The sequence below is a fragment of the Achromobacter sp. 10T422 genome (assembly GCF_056394065.1).
The window spans coordinates 126,889-144,238 of the sequence record NZ_JBFTHD010000014.1 but is presented as its reverse complement, the minus strand read 5'-3'; the positions used below and the strand labels follow the sequence as shown (position 1 = coordinate 144,238).

Sequence of the window (17,350 nt, the reverse complement as noted above, 5' to 3'; positions counted from 1 at the left end):
AGGTAACCCTGTGGGGTTTTGTCTTTGGTGATTCGGTTTTTACGATTCGACCATTGATATTCGAGCATTGATTAAAAGAAAACCCCTCGCAGCTGGCGCTGCGAGGGGTTTTTGCATGGGCGCGGGTATTGATCCTGCCTTTACGCTACGGCTACGGCCATCGCTACGGCTACGGCTATCGCTATGGCTACGGATGCTGCGGTGCTTGATACGGGCCGCGCAGATACTGTTGCCGGTCAATGCCATGCCTTTGCAACTTGTCGTAGAAGGTCTTGCGGGGAATACCCAAGGCTTCCAGCGTGGCTTTGATATCCCCCTGATGCGTTTGCAACGCATCACGGATGAGTTGGGCTTCGAATTGCTCCATTCTTTCTGGCAGGCTTTGTGTTGCGTTTGCTGTGGGAACGGTATCGACCGCTGGGGTATTAAGAACGCCCAGCACGACGCGCTCGGCAAAGTGGGCGAGTTCGCGCACATTGCCAGGCCAGTCATGTGTCATCACATACTGTTTGATCGAGGCAGGCATCTCAGGAATATCGCGATGAAAGCGGCGTGATGCGTGGCCGAGGTAATGCGCGAACAACAGAGGGATGTCGTCGCGGCGTTCGCGCAGGGGCGGAATACGGATCGTGACGACATTGAGCCGGTAGAAAAGGTCTTCGCGGAACTTGCTGCGGATAGCTGGGCTGCCCAGATCTTCCTTCGTGGCGGCGACGACGCGCAGATCGAGATTGCGCACCTCGTTGCTGCCAAGCGGAGTGATCTGCCGAGACTCCAGCACGCGCAGCAGCTTCACTTGCACGGCCAGCGGCATGCTTTCGATTTCGTCCAGGAACAAGGTGCCGCCGCTGGCATGTTCGATACGGCCTATGCGCTTCTTTTGAGCGCCCGTAAAGGCGCCGGCCTCGTGCCCGAACAATTCGCTTTCGATAACGCTTTCGGGCAGAGCGCCACAGTTGATGGCGACGAGCGCACGGTGCCGGCGGCGGCTCAGGCGATGCAACGCCATCGCTACCACTTCCTTCCCGGTGCCGGTTTCCCCTTCAACCAGCACGTCGACATCCGCATCGGCAATATGGCGCAGCGTTTGTTTGATACGTTGCATGGCGGGCGTGGTGCCGATGAAGGGGACTTCGTCGGCTTCCACCGCAAACGCAGCTTCACGCAGGCGCCGGTTTTCCAGCACCAGACGACGCTTTTCCGCGGCGTGTGTGATCGCTGTGGTCAGCCTGTCGGGTGCGTAGGGTTTGGCCAGAAAGTCGTAGGCACCGTCACGCATGCACTGGACGGCGGTGGCAATATCGCCATGGCCGGTAATGAGAATGACGGGAAGCTCGGGGTCAATATCACGCAGACGATGAAATAGTTGCAGGCCATCGATATCGGGCATGCGGATATCGGTCACGACTACCCCGTCAAAATCGCGGTGCAAGACGGGAAGCGCGGAACGCGCCGTCCCATGGGCGTCGACCGTCATGCCGTGCAACTTCAACGTCTGGACATTGGCGCGCCGTAGTTCCTCGTCGTCATCGATGAACACGACGTGAGGAGGAGTGGGCGCGCGAAGACCGTCATCAATGGAAGCTGAAGCGGGGATTGGGGTTGAAGATGCAGGTGAGCGAGTCATGACGGAGTGGCCGAAACGGGGTGTCCGGCAGCTGCCTTACGCAGCGTCAGGGTGAACATGGCGCCCGTTTGCGGGCCGTGAGGGGCAGGAAAACCGGGATCGCTGGGGTGGGCGGCTTGCAGTTCTCCGCCAAATTCAGTGACGATGTCGCGGCAGATGACGAGGCCCAACCCCAGGCCTTCCGGTTTAGTCGTATGGAAGGGGATGAACAGGCGTGCGCGATCGGCGTCGGACAGCCCCGGGCCGTTGTCGGCGACATGGATTTGAACCGTCGCGCCCAAGTCTTGCAGCGCGACCACGACGCGGCCGTCCGCTTTACCTTCCAATGCTTCCAGCGCGTTTTGCAGCAAGTTCACCAGCACTTGTTCCAGCCGGATGCGGTTGGCCCGGACCAGAACGTCCTGATCTTCCGGCGGCCGTTGCAGCGTGACGCCTTGGCGTCGCGCGCGTGGCCCGACCAGCAGCAACGCGCCGTCCAAGGCTTCCTTCAGGCTGGTGGGCCCGACGGATGCGCCTGCCTTGCGTGAGAATGCGCGCAATTCGCCCGTGATGTGCCCGATGCGTTCTGTCAGCGAAGCAATGGTGCCCAAATTTTCCTGCGCGGAGCCGGAATCCTGGCGCCGCAAAAACTCAAATGCGTTGTCTGCGTACGCTCGGATGGCGGCAACGGGCTGATTGATTTCATGGGCGACGCCCGCTGCGACCTGGCCAAGCAGCGCAAGCTTGCTGGCCTGTACAAGTTCATCTTGCATGGTGTGCAAGCGCGCTTCGGCGCGTTGGCGTTCGTCCATTTCATCCATCAGATGGTCGTTGACTTCGCGCAGCTGTGCGGTGCGTTCATCGACCAGCGCGGCGAGTTGGGCCTGGATGGCGGCCTGTTGTTCTGCGCGTTCGCGATTGCGATGGCGCCGATACAGCACGATGCCAATTGCAGCGGCCAGCAGACTCAGCGCCAGCAACGCGCCCAGCTGGGCGTTGGCGGTGGCTTGGCTCATGGCCGTCTGAACGGGCGACAGCAGGTGCAAAGTCCAACCCGGTGACTCGGCGATGGGCAGCGTCGTGTGCAAGAGCGGCGCGCCTTTAGGCAGCGTCGGCAAGGCGTCGTCGATACGCACCAATTGCCCGGTGCTGGCTGGAGCCAGCGGCGGCGTGACGGGCAAGGACTGGAAGCGTGCGTCGCCGAATTGCAGGCTCGTACGCAGGCGCTCGGCCAAGTCCGGCGCAAGCGGCGCCAGCACATCGAAGCGCCAGTCCGGGATGCTGCCCAACAGCACCACGCCGTGCTCATCCGTGACAAAAATGGGTGCACTGGACTGGCGCCAGTCGGATTCAAGGTCACGGAAATCAACCTTCAATACGATGACGCCCAGCAGCGCGCCATTGATGTCATCGATGCGTCGCGACAAGTACAGCCCGGCCTCGTGGCTGACCGTACCTAGCGCGAAGTGTTCCGCAGAGCCGTTGGCGACGGCGCGCTGGAAGTACGGCCGGAACTGGTAGTCCACGCCTACGAAAGTGGCGGGTTCGCGCCAATTGCTGGCGGCGATGGCCAGCCCCTTGGGGTCCAACAGATAGATGGCGGAGGCGCCGACCCCGTGGCTCAAGGCATCGAGCTTGTCATCCAACGATTCGATCTGCGCGGTGCTTGCTCCTTGCAAGGCCGCGCGCACGTCGACATCGCGAGTCAGCACGAAAGGCAGCGCCCTGAACTTGTCCAGGTTGTTGCGTAGTAGCGCGGCATTGATCTGCCCCGCCGCGCGCGCCTGAACGGTGGCGGTTTTGATCGCGCCATCGCGGGCCCATTGCGTGGCGAAATGCAGCACGCCGAACACGATGGCGATGGCGAGCAGAATCATCACTGCGCGCCACGCCCAAGAGCCACCCGATGACACCCGCGCAGTCGGCCGTGTGGCCGGATGCGTCGAGCCTTGGCGGCTGTTTTGAGGAATAGGCGAGGGGTCAGTCATGGTTTGTGTGGATTTCCGCACATTCTATCTTGTTTCCGTGCGGGATTCCGCTCGAACAAGACACCGATTCCCCATCGCCAAATATAAATAGCCAGACTTATCAAGGGCTTGTGCCAACAGGATCAGACCTTTCAATGCTGGCACGCGTCTTGCATATAGGTATGCAAGCCGAGCGGCATCCGCACGCACGGTGAAATGGGCTTGCGGCGATAACGCAATGCCATAAAACAGATAACGCTCCGTCGCCCGCTGCGCTAGCCGCTCGGGGCAAGGAGCATTGGTGGGGACAAAACCCAATGATCGACGTGGATCAAGGCGCGCCTGCGCGCAAGCTCAAGTTCTATCAAATCCTGTATGTCCAGGTGATTTTCGCCATCATCGTCGGCGTGCTGCTGGGAGCATTCAAGCCAGAACTCGGCCAGCAGATGCAGCCGCTGGGCGACGCCTTCATCAAGCTGGTGAAGATGATCATCGCACCGGTGATTTTCCTGACCGTGGCCTCGGGTATTGCCGCCATGAGCGACCTGAAAAAGGTGGGCCGCGTGGCAGGCAAGGCCATGCTGTACTTCCTGATCTTCTCGACGCTGGCTTTGATCGTAGGCATGCTGGTCAGCCACCTGGTCCAGCCGGGCGCAGGGATGCACATTGATCCGAAGACGCTGGACGAGAAGGCTGTCGCGACCTTTGTCTCGAAGGCCCACGACTCGACCATCACCGGCTTCCTGATGAACATCATCCCGACGACGATCTTCAGCCCGTTCGTGGGTGGGGATATTCTTCAGGTGCTGTTTGTGGCCGTGCTGTTCGGTATTTCGCTGGCGATGGTGGGCGAGCGCGGCAAGCCGATCCTGAACTTCATGACGGCGCTGGCCCAGCCGATCTTCAAACTGGTCGCCATCCTGATGAAGGCGGCGCCAATTGGCGCGTTCGGCGCGATGGCTTTCACCATTGGCAAATACGGCATCAAGTCGGTCGTGAACCTGGCGATGCTGGTGGGCACGTTTTACGCGACGTCGGTGCTGTTCGTCGTGGTGATTCTGGGCCTGGTAGCGCGCTACAACGGGTTTTCGATTTTGAAGCTGGTGCGCTACATCCGCGAAGAATTGTTGCTGGTGCTGGGCACAAGCTCGTCCGAAGCGGCGTTGCCCACCCTGATGCAGAAGATGGAACGCGCCGGGTGTTCGAAGTCGGTGGTTGGTTTGGTGGTGCCCACCGGGTACTCGTTCAACCTGGACGGCACCAACATCTACATGACGATGGCCGCGTTGTTCATCGCGCAGGCGTGTGACATTCCCTTGTCCTTGGGCGACCAGATCCTGCTGCTGGCGGTTGCGATGCTCAGCTCCAAGGGCGCGGCTGGCGTCACGGGCGCGGGCTTCATCACCCTGGCGGCGACCTTGTCGGTTGTGCCGTCCGTGCCGATCGCAGGGATGACGCTGATTCTGGGCGTGGACCGGTTCATGTCGGAATGCCGCGCGCTGACGAACCTGGTCGGCAACGCCACCGCCGCTGTCGTGGTCGCGCGCTGGGAAGGCGAATTGGACCAAGAGCAGTTGCACGCCGCGCTGGACGGCCAGGTGCCGCCCGCTGCGGCGGTCAACGAAGCGCAGCCAACGCTTAGCCATACTGCCTAACGCGCCGTATCCGTTCTTGCAATGAAAAATCCCCCGAGGTCCGGAAGACCTCGGGGGTTTTTTCATTTCAAAGGCAACGCGTTCAGGGCGTCTGGATACCCGCTGCGCGAAGCAGGTTAGCCGTTTCGAATAGTGGCAAACCCATCACACCGGTGTAGCTGCCGGAGATATGCGAGATGAAGGTACCGGCCAAGCCCTGAATGCCATAGGCGCCGGCCTTGCCGAAGGGTTCGCCGCTGTCGCAGTAACGGGCAATCTCGCCGTCGTGAAGATCGCGCATACGGACTTCGGTAATGGAGACGGCTTCCAGCAGCTGCTCGCCCGTCCACACGGCGACGGCGGTATGGACTTCGTGTGCCGCGCCGGACAAGGCCCGCAGGATGCGGATGGCGTCATCGCGGTCGGCCGGTTTGCCCAGCACCTTGCCGTTAAGAATCACCGTGGTGTCCGCGGCCAGCAAGGGCAGGGGCGGCAAGCCTTGGGCGTGCATCCAATCGCGGCCGCGCAGGGCTTTGTCGCGGGCAGTGCGCTGCACATAATCGGCGGCGCTTTCGCCCGGATGCTGGGGTTCGTCTTCGCCGGGCGGGGCGGGAACGCGCAAGACCTCGTGCGCCAAGCCTATCTGAGTCAGCAATTCACGCCGCCGCGGGCTGGCCGAGGCAAGGTAAAGACGGGCTGGGGTGGGGGTGTCGGCGGAGTGGGGCATGCGTCAGCGAAGTGGGCGCCGGCCCGGCTAGCGGTCAGGCGCGGTGATAGGGGTGATTGGTCATGATGGCCCAGGCGCGATAGAGCTGTTCGGCCAGCACCACGCGCACCATGGGATGCGGCAGCGTCAGCGACGACAGCCGAAGCTGTCCGCTGCACGAGGCTTTCAGGTCGGCATCCAGGCCGTCTGGCCCGCCGACGAGAAAAGCCACGTCTTGCCCGCCAGCCCGCCACTGTTCCAGCTTTTGCGACAGAGCCATGGTGGTGAGGTCGCGCCCGCGCTCGTCCAGCGCCAGGCGCAGCGCACCGGCCGGCAAAGCGGCTTCGATGCGCTTGGCTTCCGCCGCCATCATCTGCGCGGGCGTCTTGCCGGTGGTGCGGGGTTCAGGCTTGATCTCGCGCAGTTCCAGCGCGCAATCGGCGGGCAGGCGCTTGGCGTAATCGGCCCAGGCAGTCTCTACCCAGTCCGGCATCCGAGTGCCTACGGCCGCAACGATCAATTTCACGGCAAAGACTCAGTGGTCGACGTCGTCGTAGTTGCTGTCGGTCGGGATCGGCGCAACGCGCGTCGATTCCGGCAGCAGCTTCACGCGCACCGGCTTGCCGCCCCAGATTTCTTCCAGGTTGTAGTACTGGCGGATGGCCGGTTGCATGATGTGCACGACCATGTCGCCCAAGTCGACGACGACCCATTCACCGGTGTCTTCGCCTTCGATCGTGATGCCCGAGAGATCGAGCGAGCGGCCGCGATCAGCCACGCTGGAAGCGAGCGCGCGGGTTTGGCGGTTGGAGGTGGCGCTGGCAATCACGACGCGATCAAACAGACTCGTCAGATGCGTGGTGTTGTAGACCTTGATGTCTTGCGCCTTGACGTCTTCGAGGGCATCGATGACGGCGCGTTGGAGTTTCGTTATATCCATAGCTGCAAATATAACCCGCGGACGGACGGCGGATGCCGGCTCCGTGACGCTTTCAGCGCCCGGCGGGTGAGGTTTATCGGTAAAGTTGGTGCGCCGCAATATAGGCGGCGACCGACGGGGCCAGCAGGCCTTCAGTGGATTCGCCCGCGGCCAGACGCCGGCGGATGTCGGAAGCGGAAACCGCCATGGGTGAAAACGGCAGCTCTTCCAGCTGGCGGCCCTGTTCTTGCAGGCAGGCGGCCAATTCGGCCGGCGGCGTCAACGGGGTGCCAGGGCGGGTGGCCACGGCCAGATCCACCAAGCTGGCGATGTCGCGCCAGTGGCGCCACGTGCAGAAATTGGCTAATTGGTCAGCGCCCAGCAGCCAGACATAGCGCGCGTCCTGGGGCAGGGCGCGCAGCGTGTCGATGGTGTAGGTTGCGCCACCGCGTTCGATTTCGATGGGGTTGACGCTTAAACCGTCGTGGCCGGCGATGGCCAGTTCCAGCATGTCGCAGCGTTCATCGCCCGTGGCGTGCAAGGCCGCGCGCTGCCACGGGTTGGCGGCGGGGATCAGTTCCACGCCGGTGAGCCGCAGCGTGTCCAAAGCGTTCTGCGCCAGCGCGATGTGGGCGATGTGGACGGGGTCGAAACTGCCGCCCAAGAGACCGATGCGCTTCAAACCCAATCCCGTGGCGTCAGATAGGCGGCGAGCTCGGCCTCGGGCGTGCCCGCCTCTGGCTGCCAGTCGTAACGCCATTGCGCCAGCGGCGGCATCGACAGCAGGATCGATTCCGTCCGGCCGCCAGATTGCAGGCCGAACAGCGTGCCGCGGTCGAAGACCAGATTGAACTCAACGTAGCGGCCCCGGCGGTAAGCCTGGAAATCGCGCTCGCGTTCCGAATACGGCAACGTGCGGCGGCGTTCGACGATGGGCAGGTAGCTGTCCAGAAACGCATCGCCAACTGAACGGGTCAAGGCGAACGAGGCATCGAAGCCCGGAGCGTTCAGGTCGTCAAAGAAAATGCCGCCGATGCCCCGCGTTTCATTGCGGTGTTTCAGAAAGAAGTATTCATCGCACCAGCGTTTGTAGCGCGGGTAGTAGTCGGGGCCGTGGCTGGCCAACGCGTCGCGGCATACCGTATGGAAGTGCCGGGCGTCTTCTTCGAAAGGATAGTAGGGCGTCAGGTCGATGCCGCCGCCGAACCAGAAGACGTCGGATTCGTCGTGGCCCGGGCGGGCTGCGGCGACGAACATGCGCACGTTCATGTGCGTGGTCGGCACATAGGGGTTGCGCGGATGCAGCACCATGGATACACCCATGGCTTCCCAACTGCGTCCAGCAAGCTCGGGCCGGTGGGCGCTGGCCGACGGGGGCAGTTTCGTGCCCTTGACGTGGCTGAACAGCACACCCGCCCGTTCGAACAGCTTGCCGCCTTCCAGCAGGCGCGACAAACCGCCGCCGCCTTCGGGCCGCACCCATTCATCGGCGCGGAAGGCGCCGCCTTCCGCGTCTTCCAAAGCCCCGACGATGCGGGCTTGCAAGCCGGTGAGATAGTCGCGGACAGTCGTGACGGGCAAGGCGTTCATCAGCGCTTTCCGGTTACGCGTTGGACTTGGGTTTTTGCTGCGACGGCTTCAGCGCGCGCCAACCGATGTCGCTGCGGTACTGGCGGCCATCGAAGTGGATGCCGTCGATGGCTTCGTACACGCGGTCGCGGGCCATCTTGACCGAGTCGCCCAATGCCGTCACGCACAGCACGCGGCCGCCGGTGGTCTTCGTGTCTTCGCCGACCAATTCCGTGGCGGCGTGGAAGACCATGCAGTCTTCGGCGTCGGCGGGCAGGCCGCGGATGACGTCGCCGGTGCGCGGCGTGTTCGGGTAGTTGTGCGAGGCCAGCACGACGCCCAGCGCGGTGCGGCGGTCCCAGACGATGTCGGCCTGGTTCAGCGTGCCGTCCACGGCGTGTTCAAGCGCGTCCAGCAGGTCGCTCTTGACGCGCATCATGATCGGCTGCGTTTCCGGATCGCCCATGCGGCAATTGAATTCCAGCGTCTTGATTTCGCGGTCGGGATCATCGCCCGGGGCGATCATCAGGCCAGCGTACAGGAAGCCGGTGTAGGGGATGCCGTCGCGCGTCATGCCCTGCACCGTCGGCAGGATGATTTCGCGCATGATGCGGTGGTGCAGTTCCGGCGTGACGATCGGCGCGGGCGAATACGCGCCCATGCCGCCCGTGTTGGGACCCTGGTCGCCGTCTTGCAGACGCTTGTGGTCTTGGCTGGTGGCCAGGGCCAGCACGTTGCGGCCGTCGCACATGACGATGAAGCTGGCTTCTTCGCCCACCAGGCATTCTTCGATGACGACGCGCGCACCGGCGGCGCCCATCGAGCCGTCGCCCAGCATCGCGTCGACGGCGGCGTGCGCCTCTTCGAGCGTAGCGGCCACGACGACGCCCTTGCCGGCAGCCAGGCCGTCGGCCTTGATGACGATGGGGGCGCCTTCCTGGTCAATATAGGCGTGGGCCTGGACCGGGTCGGTGAAGGTGGCGTAGCGCGCCGTCGGGATGTTGTGCCGGACCATGAAGGCCTTGGCGTAGTCCTTCGAGCTTTCCAGCTGCGCGGCGGCCTTGGTGGGGCCGAAGATCTTCAGGCCGCGGGCGCGGAACACGTCCACGACGCCCGAGGCCAGCGGGGCTTCCGGGCCAACGACCGTCAGTGCGATGCCTTCGCGCTGGACGAAATCGGCCAATTCCTCGGCATTGGTGAGCGGGATGTTTTCCATCTGCTCGGCCCGTTGCGTGCCGCCATTACCCGGGGCGACGTACACCTTGTGTACGCGCGGGGAGCGGGCGAGCCGCCAGGCGAGGGCATGTTCGCGGCCGCCCGAGCCAATTACCAGGAGTTTCATGTTGCGTGATTCTGAAGGTTGCCACTCTAGCCCGTGGAGAAGGCAACGGACCCGAGACATTCCGGGTCCGAATATCACCCTGGCAAGACGGCGGATGCCGCCCGGCCAGGACGGTGGGATTTACTGCGCTTCGTCGAAAATGACAGTGGTATAGACTTCCTGCACGTCGTCCAGGCCTTCCAGGGCGTCGAGCAGTTTCTGCATCTTGATGGCGTCTTCGCCGGCCAGCTCGGTTTCGTTCAGGGCCTTCATGACGATGCCATCCACTTCGGCCTTCAAGCCAGCGTCGTCGAACGCCTTGCGAACCGCGGCGTAATCGGCCGGCGCGCAAACGACTTCGATCACGCCTTCGTCGTCAGTCGTGACGTCTTCGGCGCCCGCGTCGAGTGCGGCTTCCATGACCTTGTCTTCGGGCGTGCCGGGGGCGAACACGAATTGGCCGCAGTGCTTGAACATGAAGGCCACCGAGCCTTCCTGGCCCAGGTTGCCGCCGTTCTTGGCGAAGGCGTGGCGCACTTCCGCCACGGTGCGGGTGCGATTGTCGGTCATGCAGTCGACGATGACTGCCGCACCGCCGATGCCGTAGCCTTCGTAGCGGACTTCCTCGTAGGCGTCGCCGTCTGCGCCGCCCGCGCCACGCTGGATGGCGCGCTGGATGTTGTCCTTGGGCATGTTGGCGTCAGTGGCCTTGTCCCAGGCCATGCGCAAGCGCGGATTGCTGTCCGGGTCGGGGCCGCCGGCGCGCGCCGCCACGGTAATTTCACGAATGATCTTGGTCCAGAGCTTTCCGCGCTTGGCGTCTTGACGCCCTTTGCGGTGCTGAATATTGGCCCATTTGCTGTGTCCGGCCATGGCTTCCCAGGATAAATTGTCTGCAAAAAAGGCATTTTACCGTGACGGCGGCCTGCGCGCCCGGCGCTGTCTTGCCTGTGTCCTTATTGCCACGCGCACAAGGCGCGCGGCAAGCTCTACACTTGGGCATCTTTTTGATCCCTGGTCCGGAGTGCTGCACATGCCCAACCCCATCGTCATCGCCAAGAACGCGCAGACCGAGTTGGCGCTGCTGCCTGCGCTGGCTAATCGCCACGGATGCATCACCGGCGCCACGGGCACCGGCAAAACCGTCACGCTGCAAGTGCTGGCGGAGTCTTTTTCCCGGATCGGCACGCCGGTATTCATGGCCGACGTCAAAGGCGACCTGACCGGCATTTGCCAGGCTGGGGCGGCCAGCCCCAAGCTGAGCGAGCGGTTAAAGAGCCTGGGCCTGCCGGAACCGGTCTGGGGCGCCAGCCCCGTCACCCTGTGGGACGTGTTCGGCGAGCAGGGCTTGCCCGTGCGCGCCACCATTACGGATATGGGGCCGCTGTTGCTGTCCCGCATCCTGGAATTGAATGACACACAGGAAGGCGTACTGACGCTGGTATTCAAGGTGGCCGACGATGAAGGCCAATTGCTGCTGGATTTGAAAGACCTGCGCGCCATGCTTCAGAACGTGGCGGACCGCTCGGCCGAACTCAAAACCCGCTATGGCAACGTGTCGTCCGCCAGCGTCGGCGCCATCCAGCGCGGCTTGTTGGCGCTGGAGTCCCAAGGCGCGGAAAAATTCTTCGGCGAACCGATGCTGGACGTGGCCGACCTGATGCGCACGGACGCCCAGGGCAGGGGCATGGTCAACGTACTGGCTGCCGACAAGCTGATGCAGGCCCCGCGCCTGTACGCCATCTTTCTGCTCTGGCTGCTGGCTGATCTGTATGAAAAGCTGCCGGAAGTGGGCGACATGGATCAGCCCAAGCTGGTCTTTTTCTTCGACGAAGCCCATCTGCTGTTCAACGACGCCCCGGCGGCGCTGCTGACAAAGATCGAGCAGGTCGTGCGCCTGGTGCGTTCCAAGGGCGTGGGCGTTTACTTCGTTACGCAGAATCCGCTTGATATTCCCGATACCGTGCTGGGCCAGTTGGGCAACCGCGTCCAGCACGCCTTGCGGGCCTTTACGCCGCGCGACCAGAAGGCCGTGAAAACGGCCGCCCAGACGATGCGCCCCAATCCGGGGCTGGATATCGAAGCCGCCATCACCGAACTGGGTGTGGGCGAGGCGCTGGTATCCCTGCTGGACGCCAAGGGCCGCCCGATGCCGACCGAACGCGCGTACATCGTGCCGCCCGCCAGCCGGATCGGCCCGGCCACCGATGCGGAACGCCAGGTCTTGCGCCAGGGCAGCCCGATGGCCGCGAAGTACGAAAAAGCCATTGACCGCGATTCGGCCTATGAAGTCCTGGCCGGGCGCGCTGCGGTGCCGGTGGGGCAGTCTGGGCAGCCGGGCGCCAAGGCGCCGGTGCAGCCCGGTGGCGCCCCGGCGCCCGCAGAGGAGTCCGGCGGCGGCCTGATGGACAGCCTGAACGACGTCCTGTTCGGCTCGACCGGGCCACGAGGCGGCAAGCGCGACGGCGTGGTGCAGACCATGGCCAAGAGCACCGTCCGCTCGATTGCGCGGGAGCTCACGCGCGGCTTGCTGGGTTCATTGCTGGGGTCGAAGGGCCGCCGCTGAACGTCCCGCGTAATCGTCAGCAGAATAAGCCCCGTCGATTTGTAACGGGGGTGTTGCGCTGCGGCGGTTTATGCCTATGATTCTGGGCGTTCTATCAAAGGAAAATTAAGGAAACGTGGTGGCTAAGAAACACAAGATAGCGGTGATTCCAGGAGACGGTATTGGCAAAGAGGTCGTGCCGGAAGGGTTGAAGGTGCTGGATGCCGTGGCGACGCGCTTCGGCATCGAATTCCAGTGGGATCATTTCGATTGGAGCTGCGACTATTACGCCCAGCACGGCAAGATGATGCCGGACGACTGGAAGGCGCAGATCGGTMAGCATGAGGCGATTTTCTTCGGTTCGATCGGCTGGCCCGCCACGGTGCCGGATCACGAAGCGCTGTGGGGTTCGCTGTTCAAATTCCGTCGCGAATTTGACCAATACATCAATTTGCGGCCAGTGCGCCTGATGCCCGGCGTACCGTCGCCGCTCGCAGACCGCAAGCCGGGCGACATTGATTTCTTCATCGTCCGCGAAAACACGGAAGGCGAATACTCCAATAGCGGCGGCCGTCTGTTCGAAGGGACGGAGCGCGAAGTCGTCATTCAGGAAAGCGTATTTACGCGCATTGGCGCGGATCGTGTGCTGAAGTTCGCGTTTGAACTGGCCCAGAAGCGCGGCAAGCACCTGACCGCCGCCACCAAATCCAACGGCATTTCCATTTCGATGCCGTGGTGGGATGAGCGCGTGGCCGATATGGCCGGGAACTATCCGGACGTTCGCTGGGACAAATACCACATCGATATCTTGTGCGCGCATTTCGTGCAACATCCTGACTGGTTCGACGTGGTCGTGGCTTCCAACTTGTTCGGCGACATCCTTTCCGATCTGGGCCCGGCCTGCACGGGAACGATTGGCATTGCGCCGTCGGCAAACCTGAACCCCGAGCGCAAGTTCCCGTCGCTGTTCGAACCGGTGCACGGTTCGGCGCCGGACATTTATGGCAAGGGCATCGCCAACCCGATCGGGCAGATCTGGAGCGGCGCACTGATGCTTGATTTTCTGGGGTACCCGGAAGCGTCGGCCGCTGTGGTCAAGGCGATCGAAACCGTGTTGGCCGATGGCCCGCGCACCCGGGACATGAAAGGCAACGCGTCGACTGTCGACGTTGGCAACGCGATTGCGTCGCTGATTTCTGCGGGTTAAGCGCATTTAGCGAGTACGGCCAATCTGGCTAGTAGATGGAAAACTCAATCGTTCCTTCTTCCGCCGCCGCCCATGTGGGCGGCGGCCGGGCCGACCGATTCGTACGCAAGCTGTTCCGCCTGCTGCGATCGCGCACGCAACGTCACAACCAGCATCTGTGGCCTTTCGTGCGCATCTGGCGGGACCGGTCCGGGGCGATTTGCGGTTTCCGGGCCTTTGGCCGCTCGCTGCCCATCACCCCGCTGGCGCAAGGGTACGACCCCGCCGATGAAACCGTGCATCTGATCCTGAGCGGCCCTTCGGTCGCCGAGATTCCCTACGATCAGCTGGAAATTGGTGCGGCAATGGGCGTCAATGGCGCCATTGCGCTGGCTCGCAAGTTCGACCTGAAATTCAAGTATTACTGCATCATCGACCAAAATTTCGTGCGGGATCGCATCGAGCTCGTACGCGAAATCGTCAGCCGCGACCTGACGCTGTACGTGTTCCCCGAAGTGCTGCGCTACATCATGCAAGGCATTCCCCAGGATCAGATCCGCTGCCGCATCTGCGTCATCGAACTGATCTCCGAGCGCGCCTATCAGCGTACTGCCGCGCCCGCCATGCTCAAGCGGATTGCCGCCGCGACGCCTGACGTGCAATTGCTGGACGCCAAGCAAGGCCTGGGTTACAGCTTTGACGCCTCGCTGGGCGTGTTCGACGCCGACACGGTGGCCTATGCCGCGTTGCAGGTGCTGATGTCCAGCGGCGCGCGCCAGGTGTACGTGCATGGGCTTGACCTGACCGTGCAGCATGGCCTGCGCTTCTACGACGAAGGCGCGAACCCTCAGACGAGCCGTCTGGCGCGCAAGTTCGCCCACCTGATTGAACCGTCATTCCGGTTTGCGTCAGCACAATGGCGCGCGCGCGGCTTGTCGGTATTCAATTTGTCGCCCGTCAGCGCCTTGTCGGCTGACATCATCGAACGCATGGATTGGCATGCGCTGCTTAAAGACAGCGTGGCCAATGAAAAGAGCGCCTGACAAGGCGCTCTTTTTTTTGAAGCATCGTGCCGCGCCTTAATGCGCGCCCGCCGCCGCTTCGGCCGCACCGCCACCCGCACCTGCCTTCGTTGACCGGGGGCGCGCAAACCACACCAACCCCGTCAACATCAGGAAGATGATCGCCGAAGCGTAGAACACGTCCACGGCGGACATCGTGAACGCCTGCGCGTTGACCAGCCCGTCCACCATCGTCAGCGCTTGCTGGTGCGTCATGCCCATGCCGTTTTGCAGCGTGTTCATGGTCTGGTCGAACGCTTGCTGGCCGGGCTTGGCGATCTCGGTCAGTTGGGCGTGGTGCATGGTGGCGCGGTTTTCCCACAGCGTGGTCGCGATGGACGTGCCGAATGCGCCTGCGGTCAGCCGCAGGAAGTTCGACAGGCCCGAGGCCGCCGGGATGCGCCATGGCTCAATGCTGGACAGCGTGATCGATGTCAGCGGCACGAAGAACGCCGCCATGGCCGCGCCCTGGATGATGGTCGGCAGCATCAGCGTGCGCACATCCGTCTGGGTGTTGAAACCCGACCGCATGAAGCAGACCAGCGCGAAGATCAGGAACGCCACCGTCACAATCTGGCGCGGGTCGCGCGTGGCCAGCATCTTGCCCACCAGCGGCGTTAGCAATATCGCCAACAAGCCCACGGGCGCCGTCACCAGGCCGGCATAGGTGGCGGTGTAGCCCATATTGCTTTGCAGCCACAGGGGCAACAGCACCACGTTTCCGAAGAACACGCCGTAGGCCACCGCCAATGTCAGCGCGCCCACCGTGAAGTTACGGATCTTGAACAGACGCAAGTCCACAACGGGGTGGGCATCGGTCAGTTCCCAGATCAGGAAGAAGACGAAGGCCACAAAAGCCGTGGCGGCCAGCGCAATGATGGTCGGGCTGGCAAACCAGTCCAGCTCTTTGCCCTTGTCCAGCATGATCTGCAGCGCGCCCACCCACACCACCAGCAACACCAGGCCCAGCTTGTCGATGGGCAGCTTGCGGGTCATCGATTCGCGGTTGCCGTAGATGCGCCAGCTGATCCAGGCCGCCAGCAGGCCGACCGGCACGTTGATGTAGAAGATCCACGGCCAGGTGTAGTTGTCGGAAATCCAGCCGCCCAGCAATGGCCCGGCCACGGGCGCGACCAGTGTGGTCATGGACCAGACCGCCAGCGCCATGCCCGCCTTGGACTTCGGGAAGCTGGCCAGCATCAGCGTCTGTGACAGCGGAATCATCGGGCCGGCCACCGCGCCTTGCAGCACGCGGAAGGCGATCAACGCTTCCAGTGATGGCGAAAAACCGCACAGCCACGAGGCCAGCACGAACAGCAGGGTCGAGATCAGGAATAGCCGGACCTGCCCGAAGCGCTGCGTCAGCCAGCCGGTCAACGGCACCGTGATGGCGTTGGCGACGGCGAACGACGTGATCACCCAGGTGCCTTGGCTGGAACTGACGCCAAGATCGCCCGAGATGGTGGGAATGGACACGTTCGCGATCGAGGTGTCCAGCACGTTCATGAACACCGCCGTGGACAGGGCGATGGACCCGATGATGCGGGTCGCGCCTTCCAGCGGCGGATAAGTGCCCGGCGGGCGGGCGGGTTCGGCGGGGGGCGCGCCTGCGCCCGCGGGCTGGGCGGTCGTGCTCATGATGCCAGGTTGTCTTCGATGATCTTGTTGATCATGGTGTCGACCTCGCCGTGCGCTGGGTCGAAGGCGCGCGTCGACCATGCCGGCTCATTGCGCACGGCTTGCGTCAGCGGCTCGCCTTCTTGTTGGCCGACGTCGACTTCCACGTCCATCGACAAGCCCACGCGCAGCGGGTGCGACTTCAGGTCTTCGGGGTCCAGCGTGATGCGCACGGGTACGCGCTGCACCACCTTGATCCAGTTGCCGGTGGCGTTCTGCGCGGGCAGCAGGGCGAAGGCGCTGCCGGTGCCGGCGTCCAGGCCGGAGATCTTGCCGTGATAAGTCACCGAGCTGCCGTACAGGTCGGCCACCATCTTCACCGGCTGGCCAATGCGCATCTTGCGCAGCTGGCCTTCCTTGAAGTTGGCTTCCACCCACACCTGATCCAGCGGCACCACCGTCATCAGCGCATTGCCGGGGGCGACGCGCTGACCCACCTGCGCGCTGCGGCGGGCGATGACACCGCTTACCGGCGCGGGCAGTACCGTGCGCGACTGCGCCAGCCACGCGTTGCGCAGGCCGGCTGCGGCTTGCAGCACATCTGGGTGATTGGCCACTGTCGTGCCTTGCGTCAGCGCCTGGTTGGTCGCCAGCTTGGCGCGCGAGGCGGCCAGGGCGGCCTTGGCTTGTGCCAGACCAGATTGCGCGGACTTCAAAGCGGCTTCGGCGTGGAGGATTTCTTCACCGCTGACGCCACCGGATTTCGCCAATTGCTGGCGGCGGCTGACGTCGCTTTGCGCTCGGGTCAGTTCGGCCTGGGCGCGCAGGATGTCGGCGTTGCGCAGGTCGACATCGGCGGCCAGCGCGTCGTTCTGGACGTAATACGTACGAACCTGGCGCACCATCTGCGCCAGTTTGGCCTGGGCCTGCTGCAGCGCGATGTCGGTGTCGGCAGAGTCCAGCCGTATCAGCGGCTGGCCGGCGGTGACGGTTTCGGTGTCGTCGGCTTCGATGGCGACAACGGTGCCCGGCACTTGCGGTGTGATCTGCACAAGGTTGCCGTGCACGTAGGCGTCGTCGGTGCTTTCAAAGTGGGCGCCAAACAAGAGCCACCAGATGCCGTAGGCGATGGCGACCAGAATGAAGACGCCGGTCGCCAGCAGCATCAGGCGTTTGCGGGCGGGGTTGGTGGTGGGGGTGGCAGCGTTCATGACGTCTG

Annotated in this window: 15 protein-coding genes; 4 read left to right on the top strand and 11 right to left on the bottom strand. The window is 63.3% G+C overall.

The features are described from left to right. Nucleotides 1-187: 187 nt before the first annotated feature. Together AC1DB0_RS29020 and AC1DB0_RS29015 are read right to left on the bottom strand one after the other, a co-directional pair. Nucleotides 188-1,627 (bottom strand): sigma-54-dependent transcriptional regulator, encoded by a 1,440-nt coding sequence (locus AC1DB0_RS29020; protein WP_476757086.1) that lies wholly within the window; start codon nt 1,625-1,627, stop codon nt 188-190. Further along, the gene (locus tag AC1DB0_RS29015; RefSeq protein WP_476757085.1) at nt 1,624-3,483 is read right to left on the bottom strand and encodes a sensor histidine kinase; all 1,860 of its coding nucleotides are present in this window, start codon (nt 3,481-3,483) and stop codon (nt 1,624-1,626) included. The genes AC1DB0_RS29020 and AC1DB0_RS29015 overlap by 4 nt, the downstream gene beginning before the upstream one ends. A gap of 407 nt (nt 3,484-3,890) precedes the next feature. Here AC1DB0_RS29015 and AC1DB0_RS29010 point away from each other — a divergent pair, with 407 nt between their 5' ends. Then, complete coding sequence (locus AC1DB0_RS29010) at nt 3,891-5,228, top strand: dicarboxylate/amino acid:cation symporter (RefSeq protein WP_054427387.1); 1,338 nt, start codon at nt 3,891-3,893, stop codon at nt 5,226-5,228. An 82-nt stretch (nt 5,229-5,310) separates the two neighbouring features. Here AC1DB0_RS29010 and AC1DB0_RS29005 read toward each other — a convergent pair whose 3' ends face one another. The 7 genes from AC1DB0_RS29005 to AC1DB0_RS28975 all read right to left on the bottom strand — a co-directional run bounded on the left by AC1DB0_RS29005 (nt 5,311) and on the right by AC1DB0_RS28975 (nt 10,595). Further along, nucleotides 5,311-5,934: a Maf family protein gene (locus AC1DB0_RS29005; RefSeq protein WP_054427388.1), complete on the bottom strand. Its 624-nt coding sequence runs from the start codon at nt 5,932-5,934 to the stop codon at nt 5,311-5,313. Between the two features lie 34 nt (nt 5,935-5,968). Then, a complete protein-coding gene (gene rlmH, locus AC1DB0_RS29000; RefSeq protein WP_050449060.1) occupies nt 5,969-6,439 on the bottom strand; it encodes a 23S rRNA (pseudouridine(1915)-N(3))-methyltransferase RlmH in 471 nt (156 codons plus the stop codon). Between the two features lie 9 nt (nt 6,440-6,448). Next, nucleotides 6,449-6,853 (bottom strand): ribosome silencing factor, encoded by a 405-nt coding sequence (gene rsfS, locus AC1DB0_RS28995; protein WP_175169772.1) that lies wholly within the window; start codon nt 6,851-6,853, stop codon nt 6,449-6,451. A gap of 73 nt (nt 6,854-6,926) precedes the next feature. Then, nucleotides 6,927-7,514 (bottom strand): nicotinate (nicotinamide) nucleotide adenylyltransferase, encoded by a 588-nt coding sequence (nadD, locus tag AC1DB0_RS28990; protein WP_054427390.1) that lies wholly within the window; start codon nt 7,512-7,514, stop codon nt 6,927-6,929. After that, nucleotides 7,511-8,422 (bottom strand): oxygen-dependent coproporphyrinogen oxidase, encoded by a 912-nt coding sequence (gene hemF, locus AC1DB0_RS28985; protein WP_441372408.1) that lies wholly within the window; start codon nt 8,420-8,422, stop codon nt 7,511-7,513. Before hemF ends, nadD begins: the two co-directional genes overlap by 4 nt. A gap of 13 nt (nt 8,423-8,435) precedes the next feature. Next, a complete protein-coding gene (gene purD, locus AC1DB0_RS28980) occupies nt 8,436-9,743 on the bottom strand; it encodes a phosphoribosylamine--glycine ligase (RefSeq protein ID WP_054427392.1) in 1,308 nt (435 codons plus the stop codon). 120 nt (nt 9,744-9,863) lie between these two features. Next, nucleotides 9,864-10,595 carry a YebC/PmpR family DNA-binding transcriptional regulator gene (locus tag AC1DB0_RS28975; RefSeq protein ID WP_054427393.1) on the bottom strand — a complete coding sequence of 244 codons (732 nt, stop codon included), beginning with the start codon at nt 10,593-10,595 and terminating at the stop codon, nt 9,864-9,866. Nucleotides 10,596-10,755: 160 nt separating this feature from the next. Here AC1DB0_RS28975 and AC1DB0_RS28970 point away from each other — a divergent pair, with 160 nt between their 5' ends. The 3 genes from AC1DB0_RS28970 to AC1DB0_RS28960 all read left to right on the top strand — a co-directional run bounded on the left by AC1DB0_RS28970 (nt 10,756) and on the right by AC1DB0_RS28960 (nt 14,496). Continuing rightward, on the top strand, nt 10,756-12,288 hold the full coding sequence (locus tag AC1DB0_RS28970; RefSeq protein ID WP_476757084.1) for a helicase HerA-like C-terminal domain-containing protein: 1,533 nt from the start codon (nt 10,756-10,758) through the stop codon (nt 12,286-12,288). A gap of 118 nt (nt 12,289-12,406) precedes the next feature. Then, nucleotides 12,407-13,474 carry a tartrate dehydrogenase gene (locus tag AC1DB0_RS28965; protein WP_476758807.1) on the top strand — a complete coding sequence of 356 codons (1,068 nt, stop codon included), beginning with the start codon at nt 12,407-12,409 and terminating at the stop codon, nt 13,472-13,474. A 35-nt stretch (nt 13,475-13,509) separates the two neighbouring features. Beyond that, nucleotides 13,510-14,496 carry a hypothetical protein gene (locus AC1DB0_RS28960; protein WP_054427396.1) on the top strand — a complete coding sequence of 329 codons (987 nt, stop codon included), beginning with the start codon at nt 13,510-13,512 and terminating at the stop codon, nt 14,494-14,496. A gap of 36 nt (nt 14,497-14,532) precedes the next feature. Here the strand turns inward: AC1DB0_RS28960 and AC1DB0_RS28955 are convergent, their stop codons facing one another. Together AC1DB0_RS28955 and AC1DB0_RS28950 are read right to left on the bottom strand one after the other, a co-directional pair. Further along, the gene (locus AC1DB0_RS28955; protein ID WP_245636473.1) at nt 14,533-16,152 is read right to left on the bottom strand and encodes a DHA2 family efflux MFS transporter permease subunit; all 1,620 of its coding nucleotides are present in this window, start codon (nt 16,150-16,152) and stop codon (nt 14,533-14,535) included. Then, on the bottom strand, nt 16,149-17,342 hold the full coding sequence (locus AC1DB0_RS28950; RefSeq protein ID WP_175169776.1) for an HlyD/EmrA/EmrK family protein: 1,194 nt from the start codon (nt 17,340-17,342) through the stop codon (nt 16,149-16,151). The genes AC1DB0_RS28955 and AC1DB0_RS28950 overlap by 4 nt, the downstream gene beginning before the upstream one ends. Nucleotides 17,343-17,350: the final 8 nt, after the last annotated feature.

What these genes read in the sequence shown, in the direction of transcription:
- AC1DB0_RS28950 (WP_175169776.1), bottom strand. Translation starts at nt 17,342, where the DNA reads ATGAACGCTGCCACCCCCACCACCAACCCCGCCCGCAAACGCCTGATG.
- AC1DB0_RS28955 (WP_245636473.1), bottom strand. Translation starts at nt 16,152, where the DNA reads ATGAGCACGACCGCCCAGCCCGCGGGCGCAGGCGCGCCCCCCGCCGAA.
- AC1DB0_RS29005 (WP_054427388.1), bottom strand. Translation starts at nt 5,934, where the DNA reads ATGCCCCACTCCGCCGACACCCCCACCCCAGCCCGTCTTTACCTTGCC.
- AC1DB0_RS29010 (WP_054427387.1), top strand. Translation starts at nt 3,891, where the DNA reads ATGATCGACGTGGATCAAGGCGCGCCTGCGCGCAAGCTCAAGTTCTAT.
- AC1DB0_RS29015 (WP_476757085.1), bottom strand. Translation starts at nt 3,483, where the DNA reads ATGATTCTGCTCGCCATCGCCATCGTGTTCGGCGTGCTGCATTTCGCC.
- hemF (WP_441372408.1), bottom strand. Translation starts at nt 8,422, where the DNA reads ATGAACGCCTTGCCCGTCACGACTGTCCGCGACTATCTCACCGGCTTG.
- AC1DB0_RS28970 (WP_476757084.1), top strand. Translation starts at nt 10,756, where the DNA reads ATGCCCAACCCCATCGTCATCGCCAAGAACGCGCAGACCGAGTTGGCG.
- purD (WP_054427392.1), bottom strand. Translation starts at nt 9,743, where the DNA reads ATGAAACTCCTGGTAATTGGCTCGGGCGGCCGCGAACATGCCCTCGCC.
- AC1DB0_RS28975 (WP_054427393.1), bottom strand. Translation starts at nt 10,595, where the DNA reads ATGGCCGGACACAGCAAATGGGCCAATATTCAGCACCGCAAAGGGCGT.
- AC1DB0_RS29020 (WP_476757086.1), bottom strand. Translation starts at nt 1,627, where the DNA reads ATGACTCGCTCACCTGCATCTTCAACCCCAATCCCCGCTTCAGCTTCC.
- AC1DB0_RS28960 (WP_054427396.1), top strand. Translation starts at nt 13,510, where the DNA reads ATGGAAAACTCAATCGTTCCTTCTTCCGCCGCCGCCCATGTGGGCGGC.
- rsfS (WP_175169772.1), bottom strand. Translation starts at nt 6,853, where the DNA reads ATGGATATAACGAAACTCCAACGCGCCGTCATCGATGCCCTCGAAGAC.